8 protein-coding genes are annotated in these 14,113 nt (G+C 64.4%); 3 read left to right on the top strand and 5 right to left on the bottom strand.

Annotated elements, in window-relative coordinates:
• Positions 1-25: 25 nt before the first annotated feature.
• The 3 genes from CRO48_RS00145 (at position 26) to CRO48_RS00135 (ending at position 5,046) form a co-directional block, all read left to right on the top strand.
• Positions 26-1,975, top strand: a complete 1,950-nt coding sequence (locus CRO48_RS00145; protein WP_097135261.1) for a PrkA family serine protein kinase — start codon at positions 26-28, stop codon at positions 1,973-1,975.
• A 211-nt stretch (positions 1,976-2,186) separates the two neighbouring features.
• Positions 2,187-3,494 carry a YeaH/YhbH family protein gene (locus tag CRO48_RS00140; RefSeq protein ID WP_097135259.1) on the top strand — a complete coding sequence of 436 codons (1,308 nt, stop codon included), beginning with the start codon at positions 2,187-2,189 and terminating at the stop codon, positions 3,492-3,494.
• Between the two features lie 13 nt (positions 3,495-3,507).
• Complete coding sequence (locus CRO48_RS00135) at positions 3,508-5,046, top strand: SpoVR family protein (protein ID WP_097135257.1); 1,539 nt, start codon at positions 3,508-3,510, stop codon at positions 5,044-5,046.
• Between the two features lie 29 nt (positions 5,047-5,075).
• Here the strand turns inward: CRO48_RS00135 and CRO48_RS00130 are convergent, their stop codons facing one another.
• The 5 genes from CRO48_RS00130 to bcsN form a co-directional block, all read right to left on the bottom strand.
• Positions 5,076-5,663 carry a J domain-containing protein gene (locus CRO48_RS00130; RefSeq protein WP_097136022.1) on the bottom strand — a complete coding sequence of 196 codons (588 nt, stop codon included), beginning with the start codon at positions 5,661-5,663 and terminating at the stop codon, positions 5,076-5,078.
• A 378-nt stretch (positions 5,664-6,041) separates the two neighbouring features.
• Positions 6,042-8,231 (bottom strand): cellulose synthase, encoded by a 2,190-nt coding sequence (locus tag CRO48_RS00125; RefSeq protein WP_097136021.1) that lies wholly within the window; start codon positions 8,229-8,231, stop codon positions 6,042-6,044.
• A 264-nt stretch (positions 8,232-8,495) separates the two neighbouring features.
• Positions 8,496-10,943: a cellulose biosynthesis cyclic di-GMP-binding regulatory protein BcsB gene (locus tag CRO48_RS00120; RefSeq protein WP_097135255.1), complete on the bottom strand. Its 2,448-nt coding sequence runs from the start codon at positions 10,941-10,943 to the stop codon at positions 8,496-8,498.
• Complete coding sequence (gene bcsA, locus CRO48_RS00115; protein ID WP_097135250.1) at positions 10,940-13,120, bottom strand: UDP-forming cellulose synthase catalytic subunit; 2,181 nt, start codon at positions 13,118-13,120, stop codon at positions 10,940-10,942. The genes CRO48_RS00120 and bcsA overlap by 4 nt, the downstream gene beginning before the upstream one ends.
• 88 nt (positions 13,121-13,208) lie before the next feature.
• Positions 13,209-14,087: a cellulose biosynthesis protein BcsN gene (bcsN, locus tag CRO48_RS00110; protein ID WP_097135248.1), complete on the bottom strand. Its 879-nt coding sequence runs from the start codon at positions 14,085-14,087 to the stop codon at positions 13,209-13,211.
• Between the last annotated feature and the right edge of the window lie 26 nt (positions 14,088-14,113).

The raw sequence follows: 14,113 nt of genomic DNA, 5'->3' as shown, positions 1-14,113 counted from the left end.
CAGCGGGTTGTCCTAGGAGACGAACATGCAAAGGGGTGAGTCCGACGTCTTCAATCTCTTCTCGGAGATTTACTCCAGCACGGCGCGCGAGGAGATGTCTCTGCAGGAATACCTGATAGCGTGCCGAGATGACAAAAGCATGTACGCCACCGCCCAGGAGCGGATGGTCGAAGCGATCGGCGAGCCCACCCTGATCGATACCAGCGCCGACGAACGGCTCGGGCGCATCTACTCCAACCGGACCATCAAGATCTATCCGGCCTTCTCCGAATTCTACGGGATGGAAGACACGATCGAGCGGATCGTGGGGTATTTCCGCTATGCGGCACAGGGGCTCGAGGAGCGCAAGCAGATTCTTTACCTGCTCGGTCCCGTCGGCGGCGGCAAGTCGTCGCTGGCCGAGCGGCTGAAGAAGCTGATGGAGCTTCGGCCGATCTACACGCTGATGGTCAACGGCAAGGTCAGCCCGATCTTCGAAAGCCCGCTCGGCCTTTTCCACCCCGACCGTATGGCCGATCTTCTGGAAGACAAGTACGGCATCAGCCGGCGGCGCCTCACCGGGCTGATCTCTCCCTGGGCGGCGAAACGGCTCGACGAGGTCGGCGGCGACATTTCCAAGTTCAGCGTGGTCAAGATGATGCCGTCGCGGCTGCGTCAGATCGCGATCGCCAAGACCGAGCCCGGCGACGAGAACAACCAGGACGTCTCCTCGCTGGTCGGCAAGGTGGACATCCGCCAGCTCGAGAACTTCAGCCAGGCCGATCCGGACGCCTATTCCTACTCGGGCGGCCTGAACCGGACGACGCAGGGCCTGCTCGAATTCGTCGAGATGTTCAAGGCGCCGATCAAGGTTCTGCACCCGCTGCTGACGGCGACCCAGGAAGGGAACTACAACGGCACCGAGAATTTCGGCGCCTTCCCCTACCAGGGCATCGTGCTGGCGCACTCCAACGAATCCGAGTGGCTGCAGTTCAAGAACAACAAGAACAACGAGGCCTTCCTCGACCGTATCCTGGTGGTCAAGGTTCCCTACTGCCTGCGCGTGACCGAGGAACGGCAGATCTACGAGAAGCTCTTGCGCGAAAGCGAGCTTGCGAAGAACCCATGCGCGCCGGAGGTGCTGGAAACGCTCAGCCGCTTCACCGTCTCCACGCGTCTCGCACCCCACGAGAATTCCTCGCTCTACACCAAGATGCGGGTCTATGACGGCGAGAACCTGAAGGACGTCGATCCCAAGGCGAAGTCGGTTCAGGAGTACCGCGATGCCGCCGGCGTCGACGAGGGCATGACCGGCGTCAGCACCCGCTTCGCCTTCAAGGTGCTGTCGGAAACCTTCAACTACGACACGAAGGAAGTGGCCGCCGATCCGGTGCACCTGATGTACATTCTCGAGCAGGCGATCCGGCGCGAGCAGTATCCGAAGGAAACCGAGGCCGCCTATCTGGACTTCATCCGCTCCGAGCTCGCCAGCCGCTACGCCGAGTTCATCGGGCATGAGATTCAGAAGGCCTATCTGGAATCCTACAGCGAGTACGGCCAGAACCTGTTCGACCGCTACATCGCCTATGCCGACGCCTGGCTGGAAGACCAGGACTTCAAGGATCCCGACACGGGCCAGATCCTCAACCGGCAGATTCTCGACAGCGAGCTGTCGCAGATCGAAAAGCCGGCCGGCATCGCCAACCCGAAGGACTTCCGCAACGAGGTGGTCAAGTTCACGCTGAGGGCGCGGGCCAAGAACAACGGCCGCAATCCGTCCTGGACGAGCTACGAGAAGCTTCGCGAAGTGATCGAGAAGCGGATGTTCGGGCAGGTCGAGGATTTGCTTCCGGTGATCAGCTTCGGCTCCAAGAAGGACAGCGCGACAGAGAAGCAGCATGCCGAGTTCATCCATCGCATGATCGAACGCGGTTACACCAGGCGGCAGGTCCGGCGCCTCGTCGATTGGTACATGCGGGTGAACAAGGCCGGATGATGCATGTTCTCCGGGGGCTCCCCTCCCCCGGACGGCTTGAGTGTCCCATCGCTCCGGAAGGAATTGGCCATGGTTGCGATTTTCGTCGAAGGGCATACCCTGAGGTACGGCCGCGGCGAAGCGAGACAGTCGGAGCGGATGGCATCGGACGATGTCGATCGCGCAATGTCGCCGGGGCATGGGTGCGAAATCAACCATCCGGGGCTTTAGCATGCCGAATTTCATCGACCGGCGCCTCAATCCCAAAGACAAGAGTATCGGCAACCGGCAGCGCTTTCTGAAACGGGCGCGCGAGGAACTGAAGCGCGCTGTGAAGGAGCAGATCAAGTCTGTCGGCATCGCCGACGTCGGCGGCGGGCAGAACGTTTCAATGCCGACGCGCGGCGTATCCGAGCCGACGTTCCAGCCTGCAGGCGACACCGGGGACCGCGAGCGTGTCTTGCCCGGCAACAAGGAATTCTCGCCGGGCGACCGGCTGCGCAAGCCCCAGGGCGGCGGAGGCGGGAAAGGTGGTGCGGGAACGGGCGAGGACGAGGACGACTTCCAGTTCTCGCTCTCGCACGACGAGGTGCTCGACCTTTTCTTTGAAGACCTCGAACTTCCCGACATGATCAAGCTGTCGCTGAAGGAGACAATGACCTTCAAGCCGCGGCGGGCGGGCTATGCCGTCACCGGTTCTCCCACCAACATCAACGTCGCAAAGACGATGCGCAACAGCCACGGCCGGCGCATCGCACTGCGCCGGCCGAAGCAGGCCGAGATCGACGCGCTTTCGGCCGAAATCGCGGAGCTTGAGAAAAAGCCGGGCGCACAGGCCAAGGAACGGCTCGCCATGCTGCAGGCCGAACTGGACTGGCTGGAGCGGCGGCGGCGGCGGGTCCCCTTCATCGATACCGTGGACATCCGCTTCAACCGCTTCGAACAGCAACCTCTGCCAAACGCCAATGCGGTGATGTTCTGCCTGATGGACGTTTCCGCCTCGATGGGCGAGCGGGAGAAGGACCTGGCCAAGCGCTTCTTCGTGCTGCTGCACCTGTTCCTGAGGCGGCGCTACGAACGGATCGACATCGTCTTCATCCGGCATACGGACGAGGCGCACGAGGTGGACGAGGAAACCTTCTTCTACAGCACCCAGAGCGGCGGAACGATGGTCTCCACGGCGCTCGAGGAGATGCTGCGCGTGATTGCAGCGCGCTATCCGGCCAACGAGTGGAACATCTATGCCGCCCAGGCTTCCGACGGCGACAACATCTCCGGCGATTCGGAGCGCTGCGTCAGCCTTCTGAGCGCGGCGATGAAGTATTGCCAGTACTACGCCTATGTTGAGATCATCGACGAGCGCGAGAGCGAGATCTTCGCGCGCACCGACAACGGCACCTCGCTCTGGCGTGCCTATCGGACGGTCGATGGCGAGTGGCCCAATTTCCAGATGACGCGGATCGCCAAGCCGGGCGACATCTACCCGGTATTCCGCAAGCTCTTCGCCAAGCAGTCGGCGCTGCGCCAGCCGCGCAAGTAGATAGGGAGCCGCCATGACGAAGAGCGCCGGAAAGCTGCTGTTCGACGGATCCGACTGGAACTTTGCGACGCTGTCGCGCACCTACGACGCGATCGAGGAGATCGCGCTCGGCGAACTGAAGCTCGACATCTATCCGAACCAGATGGAAATCATCTCGTCCGAGCAGATGCTGGACGCCTATTCGTCCGTCGGCATGCCGCTGATGTACCAGCACTGGTCGTTCGGCAAGCGCTTCGTCTTCGAGGACCATCTCTACCGCAAGGGCCGGCGCGGGCTCGCCTATGAGCTCGTCATCAACTCCAATCCCTGCATCGTCTACCTGATGGAGGAAAACACGATGGCGATGCAGGCGCTGGTCACCGCCCATGCCGCCTTCGGCCACAACCATTTTTTCAAGAACAACTATCTGTTCCGGCAGTGGACCGACGCCAGCGCGATCCTGAGCTACATGGAATTCGCCAAGAAATACATCGCCAAGTGCGAGGAGCGGCACGGCACCTCTGCCGTCGAGGCGATCCTGGATTCGGCGCATGCGATCATGGACCAGGGCGTCTTCCGCTATCGCCGCCCGCCGCGGCTGTCGTCGGAAAAGGAACGCGAGCGGGCACGCGAGCGGCTGGAATACGAGGAGCAGACCTTCAACGACCTCTGGCGAACTCTCCCACCGTCCACCAGAGACCGGGAGGAAGCCGAGCGGGATGCCTCGGAGCGCAAGAAGGCGCTGAACCTGCCGGAAGAAAACCTGCTCTACTTCCTCGAGAAGACCAGCCTCATCCTCGAGCCGTGGCAGCGCGAGTTGCTGCGCATCGTGCGCGTCATCGCCCAGTACTTCTATCCCCAGCGGCAGACGAAGGTGATGAACGAGGGCTGCGCCACCTTCGTCCACTACACGATCATGAACCGCATGTTCGAGAAGGACCAGGTCAGCGAAGGCACGATGCTGGAAGTGCTGCAGAGCCATGCCAACGTGGTCTTCCAGCCGGGATTCGACGACCCGCGCTACTACGGCATGAACCCCTATGCGCTCGGTTTCGCGATGATGCAGGACATCGAACGGATCTGCACGGCGCCCACGGCGGAAGATCGCGACTGGTTTCCCGACATCGCCGGGAACGGCAACTGGCGCGACACGCTGCTCGACGCCTGGGCGAACCACCGCGACGAATCGTTCATCCTGCAATTTCTGAGCCCGGCGCTGATCCGCAAATTCCGGCTGTTCCTGCTGACGGACAATGCCGGCGACAACTTCCTCGAGGTCGCCTCCATCCACAACGAGCGCGGCTACCAGACGATCCGCGCCGCGCTGGCCCGCAGCTACGACATCGGTGCGAACCAGCAGGACATCCAGGTGGTGGACGTGAATCTGCTGGGCGACCGGCAATTGCGGCTGCGGCACAACGTCAAGGACGGCGTGCAGCTGGAAGAGACCAGCCGCGACGCCACCTTGCGCCATATCCGTCATCTCTGGGGCTACGACGTCAGCCTCGTGGGCGTTGATGCCGAGACCGGCGAGACGCTCTACGAGTGCTCCACCGACGGAGACATGCTGTAGAGCGTGTTCTGGAAGACGAGAACGCGCGGCTACTCGGCCGCGTTGCGCGTCTCGATCTCAACTTCGACATCGTAGGAATAGCCGTCGAGCATGCCGTAGGCCTGTTCGATATCCTTGATCTGCGCCTCCGCCTTCTCGATCGCCTCGGCAATCGCCTCGCTGCGGGCGCGCAGCATGCTGCCGAACACGTCCGTCGAGGGCCGCTTGCCGACGCGATCCATATGGTTGCGGATACGCGCGCGGTGACGCTCCATTTCCATGATGTGGAAACGGGCGTTGACGATCTCGTTGGTGAGCTTGCGGCGGATGGCGGCGATCGGGTCGAAACTTCCCGGCTCGCGCTCGTCGAGGATCACCTCGTTGATCAGCTTTTCGAGCACCATCAGGCCCTTGAGGTCCTTGGTGTCGGCCAGCTCCGGGTCGTAGCCCGTGTCGTCATAGACCTTGCGGCGGACGGGATCGAGCAGAAGCTCGTAGGCCGCCTTCAGCCGTGCGAACGTATCGACGTCGCCCCCGGAATCGGGATGGGCCGTCTTGGCGCGGCGGCGATAGGCGGCCTTGATGGAGGCCGTGTTGGCATCGCGCGCGACACCGATAATGTCATAGGGATCGATCACAGTTTCACCCGTCTTCGGCAAGTTCAGCCCTGACGCTTCTCCTAAAGGCTGGCGTCGCTCGCCTCAACCCCGGACTACGCGTCGTGCCCAGTTCCTTGCCCGGCCACCCGGAACGGCGAGCCGGATCGTCGATCCGGCCATCGTCCCGCCTTTTCATCTCGGCACATGCGCGAAGCCTTGTCCCGGCTTGCGGAATGGGCTCCGACCCGCGCGACCATCATAGCCGAAATCCGGCATTCCTATGGTCCTGCTGCAGCCGGCCGGCCACATTTCGGCATTCATCCACGAAAATGCGTGCCGGCGGCAACCATCCCTCGGCCGGCCAGCGCCGTCCCGTCACTTCGGACGGAACAGCATGATCGTGCCTCCATGGCCTTGTCAGTGCGGCCGCGATCCCTGGTCACGCATGTCGCCCAGCGCGCGAACCGCGTCCCGCTGGCCGGTGGCTGCGAGGGCTTCGAAGATCGCCCGCGCGTCGGCCGTGCGGTTCAGGCTCTTGTAGGCATAGCCACGCAGCACCATCAGGTCCTGACGCTCCGTGCGGAGCTGCGCGAGCTGGTCGAGGAACAGCAGCGTTTCGCGGTATCTGCCGGAATCGAACGCCGCCACGGCTCGATCCGAAAGGATCGCCGACTGGAGCTCCACCGCCCGTTCGCGCGGCTGCCTTGCCTTCGTCGCAGCGACGGCAGCCTCCTTCAGCAGGCCGGCGCGGATATAGGCGAGGCTCTGTCCGTAGGCCGCATCGCGCCGCACGTGCTCGGCGGTGGCGCGCAGGCCGACGCCGAACGACGCCGCCGCCTCCAGCGGCCGGTTCAGCTCCATCAGGCACCATCCGCGCGACAATGCCGCAGCCGGTGCCAGGGTCTGCGGATCGACGGTGGACTTGCAGCCGGCGACCGTACGGCGCGCGCTCTTCTCGCTTCGCGCCACCGGCCGCTCGTAGGCGACCACGCGCGGTTCGTCGGCAGCGGTCGCCGAGACCGCCCCGGCTCCTACGACCGGCGAAACCGTCCGCTCGACCAGACCGGGCACCGTCGGCCTCTTCTCCGGCTCGCCGACGCGCGCGATGCGCTCGGAACGCCCCTTCCACAGGGCCTGCACGGCCTGAAGCCCCGTCATGTCCTTCATTCGCAGCCGGGAGACTGCAAGGCCGTAGGCGGACGGCTCGTCGTCGGGCTTCCAGTTCAGCACGGAAAGAAACCATTGCTCCGCGGTCTTCGGCTGCTCGAAAGCCAGCGCGTACCAGCCGAACTGCTGGCCACTTGCCGGATCGCGCTCCTTCAAGGTCACCGTTGCCATCCGCTGCAGGATATCGGAGGCGATGACGACGACCGGTTCGACCGCCAGCGTATTGGCCACGGCGGCAAGATAGGTGGCCTTGGTCTCGTCGGAGGTGTCGTACCAGCGGTACATCACCGCTTCCGCCTCGAGAGGCGCCTTGCGGTCGATCAGCGCAAGCGCGAGCCCTTGCGAGGCCGATGCGGTGTCCTCGATGTCGCGTGCCTTGCGGAACCAGCGTTCGGCGGTCGGCATGTCGTCGCGGCGCAGCGCATACCAGCCGAGCAGCAGCGCGTCCGATGCAAGCCCCTCGCGCTCGACGAGACGCTCGACCCGCTGGATATAGGGCAGCCCCACCACCAGCTTATCGTCGTCGTCGCCTTCCGCCACGAAGCGGCGGGCGAGATCATCGCGAATACTCTCGAACTCGCGGGTGCCGTCGGCCAGCGTCTTCTCGTTTCCGAGCAGTTCCTGCATGTCGGCATAGTCGAGCAGCGCCGCGGCCTTCTGGATCGTGGCGATCCGCTCCGGCTGGTTCGTGCAGTTCTTCAGGATATAGGAATAGGCGTCGCGGGCGCGGATCCTGCGATCGGTGCCGGCGAACGCTTCGGCCACGCGCCAGAGGATATCGACGTCGCTGCAGGTCAGCAGGCTCGGCGCGTCCGCAGCAAGGCTCACCACGTCGGCAAACTTCTTCGCATCGGAGGCAGCGACCAGCTCGCTGCGCCGTTCGGCGAGCGCCAGCCGCTCGAGCAGATCGGCCGGAGGCGTCCAACCGGGCTCGCGCGCCTGGCGGTCGGCGATCGCGGCGCGCACCTCGGCATAGCGCGATTCCGAATACAGCTGCCACATGCGCTCCAGCGCCTGGTCGGCGTTCTGCGGCACCGCAAGCGGATCGCGCGGCGGCGTCCAGCTCGGATAGAGCGCCCGCAGGCGGGCGATTTCGGCCTCCAGCCGCGCCTTGTCGCCCTTGCTCGCAAAGTAGCGAAGGGCACTTTCATCGACGACAACGGCTTCGCCGCCGGCTGCCGGGCTCTGTCCCTCGACGGGCGCCGCCGGCGTTCCCGCCGGAGGCGTCGCCACAGGCGCCTGCGCCAGCTCGACGGGGGCCTCCACCACCCTGCTCGTCCGCGGGTCGGCTGCGATCCCGGGAACTCCCTGTTCCACCGAGGACGTCTGGTTGAGCATGTCTATCGTGTCGCCGAACAGGTCGACGTCGGGCCTAAGCACGCCGATGACGCTGCCGGCCGCCGCTCCGACGCATGCAAGAGCCAGGATTGCAGATCTCATCGCGATGCCAGTCTCCATCACAGGCATGCATGACACATCACGCACGTCATTCCGTTCGAGGCGATACGCCGCAAGAACTGCACGCGGGCCGAAAAGAACCCAGGGGCGTGCAAGCTACCGGTAACAAGCCGGCGTCATGCACCGCCGATGCAATCCTGCTGCGGGACGGCCGTCGGGTGATTCCACCCAAAAGCAGCCCAGGGTCGAGAAAGCCAGATCATGGTAAACGCAGGGTAAATGATTCGGCCAGTTCTGCCTCATCGATCACCTATTCTTGCCGAAACGGCTGAGAAGCGCCGACGTGGCGAGACCCAGCAGCACGGAGAAGCAGACCAGGAGAACCGCAAACGACAGAATGTTCGTCGAAAGCCAGTTCGCCGCGATCAGCCGGAAGTTCCAGATGGAGAACGGCTGCGTCGGCAGAAAGGATACCTGCGTGGCCGCACGCGTCTCCAACGGCGGATCGCCGACGCCATATTGCGTCAGCGAACCGTCGAGTTGCTCCCATATCTTGTGCTGCGTCAGGCTGTTCGCCCCGCGCTGCAGCTTCTCCCCGGTCGGCGCCGTCAGCACGAGCCACGTGCCGTTTCCAGACGGGGCCACGCCCTGGCTCAGAACGACATTCGCGGTCTCCGGCGGCAGGAACATCGGCTCGTCGCCCGGAGCGAACCGCAGCGACCCCAGGGAGATGTCGAAGTTCCGGCCCAGCCAGTCACTGATGGTGGCGAAGGGTGAGATGGCGCTGGTCTTCTGCCGCCACTCATCCAGCATGTCCTGATTGAGATTGCCGGGGGCACTCTGGGCCGAGGTGCCCCAGGTCTTCGGTGCCTCTTCGGACAGATGGGTCTGGGCGAGCGCAAGCGGCGGGATCTGCGAGATCTGGCCGACGAAAATGGCGTCGCCCTCGCCCGTTGCGATCGCCGACGCCTTGGGTATCGTCCGCAACGGGCGCCCCGCCACGACGGCCAGCTGGCTCAGGAGCGTGGCTGTCGCAGACAGCGTCTGATTGTCGATGCGATCGATGAAGAGGTCGACGTTTTCGCCGCGGCCATAGGGAAAGCCGGTGCCGGAAACGGCGGCGAGGTTTGGAACCTGCGCGATGCGCGCAAAATCGCCAAGGCGGAATTCGGAGGTATCAAACAGCGCGAAGCGCGGCTCCTTGCTGGCCGTCGAGCCGGGCGAGCAGACCTGGTCGGCGCGCGTCAACAGCACGGCCTCAAGCTCGATCAGGTTCGCCCCGGGGCGGAAATGGCGCATGGTGAAGCGGATCGGCAGCTGTCGCAGCACGCTGCCGCCGGAATTGGTGATCGGCACCGTCGAGGCGATGCTGCCGTTGACGTAGATATCGATGTGGCTGCCAGGCAGGACGTCGCTCGAGTAGGCGGCATCCAGCAATATGCGCGCCTCGCCATACGCATTGCCGAAGAAGTCCGAGGGGATGCCGACGTTGAAACCCGTGCGGAAGCGCCGGCCGTTGAACTCCGTCGACTTCAGCCCGAGCGCCGAAAACGGCATGCGGGTGCTGCCGGTCAGCAGCGGCGTGTTCATCCCCGTCCAGCGCTGCGTCATCAGCACGGAACGCGAGACGCTTTCGGGGCGGTCGACGGGAGCGAGAATGTTTTCGACGATGCTCTCGACCGCGGGCCAGCTCGGACCGGTCAGTACCAGGAGCTGCGTTGCCGTCGCCGGGTTTTCGACAAAGGCTGCGATGCCGCCTGAAAGGGCGCCGTCCGGCAGCCTCGGAAGGACGCCCTCCAGCTCGGCGGCAGTGCCGACAACCACCGTCAGCTCGCCCGGCGACACCTGCGTCGGCAGGGTCGTCGAGAATTCGAAGACCTGGTTCGGCATGGCAGCCAGCATGCCGAGCGCCTGCGACAGGCGCAGCAGAGGCGTGGTCGAGGCGGACTGATCCAGCTTGGGCACGACAATGTTGAAACGCGTCTGCCCCTGCCCGTTGACGCCGACGGCGCGTATGTCGTCGAGCGTCGGCGGCATCGTCATCTTGGCCGTATCGAATTCGAGATAGGTCTGCTCGGGAACGATGTCGGTCCACAGCTCGTAGGTGGACTGGACCGTACAATCGGTGCGGTGGCGCTGGGAAGCGCTGAAGCTGATCTTGTTGGAGCCTGGACGCATCAGGCCGTAGGGAAGCTCGATGCTGTTCTCGGTCACGCCGGCAGCCGACCGGATCGTTGTCTCGCCGATTGGGGTGTCGTTGACCTCCACCGAAAGCGTCGAGGCTTCGGGGGCGACATAAATGCTGTTGCGGTAGCCGAAATTCAGCCGTACGGCGGCCTCGGCCTGCTCGGGCGTCAGGTAGATCGTCCATTCCCGGCTGGCGAATTCGCCGGCGAGATTGAGACGATCGGAAGGCACGACGAAGTGGCGCTTGCCGGCAGTCGCCGGACTTGCCGGAGGCTGTCCTGCCGGTGTCGACTCCGGTGCCTGTTGCGCCGGCGTGGCCGGGACGGTGGCGGGTACGGGTGCCGCCGGTTGCGGAGGCGTGAGCGAGGGCTGCGCGGCCTGCGGCGTCTGCGGCACGGGAGGGGTCGCCGGCTGCGGCTGCACGGGCGGCGGGCTTGTGGCCGGCGGGGGGCGTTTCTCCGGCTCGCCCGGCCGTTCGCCGCTCATGTCGAAGGGCGTGACCTGGGCATGGAGCGTGCCCGCGAAAGCGCAGGACGCGATCAGCGTTGCGGCAAGCAGCGATCTCATGATGCGGCCCTCTTGGCGGCGCCCGCCTTGGGCTTCATGCTGCGCACGAGATAGACGAGACCGCGGCTCGTCTGGAACAGCGCAAGCCGCAGGAACCAGAGCGTTCCGAAGAAGATGCCGGGATTGCCGCGGCGAGCCATCTGGAAGTCGCTCCACTGGTTCGAATTGGCGAAGATCAGGTCGGCGACGAGGCTGTGATGGCGCGCCACGCACGGGGTGAAACGGCATCCGACGGCGGTCAGTTCCCCCTGCCCTTCGAAGTTGCGCACCAGCACCGGCAGTTCCTCCGGCTCCTCGCCGCTATAGGGCTTGAAGCGGATCGCCGCGTCCATGTCCTCGCCGATGATCTGCCGGTCGAGCCCGAACACCTGCACACGCGCGCCGTTTGCCGAAACGTTCTCGATCGTCGCGGGGTAGCTGCGACCGTCGAGGACGAATTCGCAGCGGCGGCTCAGCCGGACCCGGCGGCTCGCCGAGCGCTCGCCGCGCTCGGAGACGACGCCGAGCGCGCAGCCGGCGATGATGAGGTTCAGAAGGTTCCAGCCGCCGACCACTGCCGTCACGTCCGCCTTGTAGGGTTCGGCGTAGAAGCGGTAGATGCTGACGAGAAGTGCCACGAAAAGCACGGCGAAGATGACGAAGAAGGGCCGGCTGATCTCCGACAGCCGGCTGACGAGCACCGACTCGTCCTTTGCCGTTACCTTGAAGGTCGGCTTGCGCGGATTGATGATCGCGGAGACGACAGCCGGCAGCAGGTGCACGCTCTGTACATATTCGTAGAGTTCGGAAATCCACGGCCAGCGGAACGAACCGTACAGGTAATTCTGCATCATCATGTTCACGAGCATGTAGGCGAGCGTGTAGCCGAGGAACTCGCCGCCGGATGCGGTGAAGATCTGCAGGTCGAAAAAGAGATAGAACAGCGGCGCGATCAGGAACATCGTCCGCGGGAACGGGAAGAACCAGAACATCGTCGATGACATGTAGCACAGGCGCTGCGGGAAGCTCAGCCCTCGCTTCAGCAGCGGGAAACGGAACCGCAGGATCTGGATCATCCCCTGCGCCCACCGGCTGCGCTGGCCGATGAAGCTCGCAAACGTCGCCGGCTGCAGGCCGGCAATCAGCGGCTTGTCGACATAAACGCTGTTCCAGCCGAGCGAGTGCAGCGCGATCGCGGTTTCGCAGTCCTCGGTGATGGAGACGCCGCTGAACCCGTCCGTTTCCTTCAGCGCCTTGCGGCTGAGGACGGCAGCGGAACCGCAGAAGAAGGCGGCGTTCCACTTGTCCAGCCCGCGCTGGATGATGCCGTAGAACATCTCGTTCTCGCTCGGCATCTTTTCGAACGTCTGAAGATTGCGTTCCAGCGGGTCCGGATTGAGGAAGAAGTGCGGCGTCTGGACCAGGAAGAGCTTGGGATCGTCCTCGAAATAGCCGACCGTCTCGAGAAGGAAGTCGCGCGCCGGCGCATGGTCGGCGTCGAACACGGCGACCAGTTCGCCGTCGGAATGATCGAGGCCGTTGTTCAGGTTGCCCGCCTTGGCATGCAGGTTCTTCGCGCGTGTCAGATAGCGCACGCCGAGATCCTCGCAGAGCTGGCGCAGCGAATTGTGCCGGGCGATCGCCGCCTGGGCCTCCAGAACATTGACCGAATTGCGCTTCTGCTCGGTGCCGCCGTCGTCGAGCAGCCAGACCTGCAGGCGATCCGGCGGGTAGTCGAGCGCCTTGGCGGCCGCCAACGTGTTCGCCAGCAGCGCCTCATCCTCGTTGTAGGTCGGCACGAAGACGTCGACCTTCGGAAAATATTTCAGGTCGCCTTTTCGCTCGGTGCGCTGCGGTAGCGGCATGGAAACGACGAACAGGCTGAGCGCCAGCATGCCGACGCTGTACATCTCGGCCAGGTACAGCAGGATGCCCGGAATGAAGTTCTCGATCTGGTTGACCGGCGGCAGGGTGCTCGTCGTGCGCCAGTAGACATAGCGAAGGACGATCGCCGTGCCGAAGGCAAGCGCGATCAGCCGCCAGATGCCTTCCCCCTTCATGATCTTGATCACCGCCATCAACGCCACGATCGTGATGCTGGCGATGAGCTGCGTCTGCATGTTGATGGGGAGCGTGATCAGGCTGATGACGCAGAATGCGACGATGGCCCAGATTGCGACCGTACCAAACCTGTTCATTCCCATTCCTTCGTATGCGGGCGGCATGGTAAAACTAGCCGCGTCGCGTTAACGAGAAATTAGCCCGCGTGGATATTGCGCGCCGGGCTCAATTGCAGGCGGAGCCGCCTTCGACACAACCGGGTGCCGGCACGACGGGTGTGCCCTTCTGGGTGGCCGCCCCCTCCACGGCCACGGGAGAAGGAACAAGCACCGCAGGCTGTCGGTGCGCCCCTGAAACGTCCGTCGCCGTCGCGGCCGGCGCCGCATTCTCCACTGCCACGCGCCGAACCCGCGGGGCTGCGGCCGGCACCGGGCGGGTCGACAATTCCTCTTCCCCCGGCAGGATGGGGCTCGAGTCCTCGCCAAGGGTCGGATCGACGGGGCGCGGCGCACCGTAGGGGTTCCAGCCGCCGGGCACGAAGGTGCCGCTGATGGTGTAGCCGTACATGAGCGCGAGAAGCTGCCTCTCGTCCGCCTCGCTGTCGCAGATGCGGGCTCGGATCTGGATGTTGCCGCGGTTCTGGAACATCGTTCGTTCGTTGTCGCGGGCGCGAATCTGTTGCCAGCCGTAGAGGCACGCACCGCCGCTGGCGCTCCGCCCGAAGGCATATCCGAACGGGCCGTAGTTGTTCTGCAGATAGAGGCCGGACGTCCTCATCGGCACGCCGGGAACCTGCTGGCGCATCTCGCGGGAGAGTTGAGCCACATGCACCGGGCGGAATCCCAGCCTCGTCTCCCCGTCGAGCTCGGGCTGCATCGGGCCGTACATCTGGATGTTGAGGTAGTTCTGCCCGGGAACGGCGGAAGACGTGAACAGCGACACCCTCTGTTCAACAGCATTCGTATAGTTGCGCTCGACCACATCGACGACGGCAGGACCGCCCGCGGCAGGCAGGATCAAGGCATCGGTCTCGGCGACGACCCGGTTTCCGGCCGGAATGCGTACGCCGTCACGCGCAGCGCAACCGGCGAGCACGACCATCATCGCGAGCCCGACAAGGCAATGAGCCG

This window comes from Rhizobium subbaraonis, assembly GCF_900220975.1.
Lineage (GTDB): Bacteria > Pseudomonadota > Alphaproteobacteria > Rhizobiales > Rhizobiaceae > Mycoplana > Mycoplana subbaraonis.
Note: the sequence above shows the minus strand (reverse complement) of the source record. Positions and strands in the feature narration are given on the sequence as shown.

Excerpts from the sequence above, each read along its gene's own strand:
- CRO48_RS00135 (WP_097135257.1), top strand. The coding sequence starts at position 3,508 with ATGACGAAGAGCGCCGGAAAGCTGCTGTTCGACGGATCCGACTGGAAC.
- CRO48_RS00145 (WP_097135261.1), top strand. The coding sequence starts at position 26 with ATGCAAAGGGGTGAGTCCGACGTCTTCAATCTCTTCTCGGAGATTTAC.
- CRO48_RS00120 (WP_097135255.1), bottom strand. The coding sequence starts at position 10,943 with ATGAGATCGCTGCTTGCCGCAACGCTGATCGCGTCCTGCGCTTTCGCG.
- bcsA (WP_097135250.1), bottom strand. The coding sequence starts at position 13,120 with ATGAACAGGTTTGGTACGGTCGCAATCTGGGCCATCGTCGCATTCTGC.
- CRO48_RS00140 (WP_097135259.1), top strand. The coding sequence starts at position 2,187 with ATGCCGAATTTCATCGACCGGCGCCTCAATCCCAAAGACAAGAGTATC.
- bcsN (WP_097135248.1), bottom strand. The coding sequence starts at position 14,087 with ATGATGGTCGTGCTCGCCGGTTGCGCTGCGCGTGACGGCGTACGCATT.
- CRO48_RS00125 (WP_097136021.1), bottom strand. The coding sequence starts at position 8,231 with ATGAGATCTGCAATCCTGGCTCTTGCATGCGTCGGAGCGGCGGCCGGC.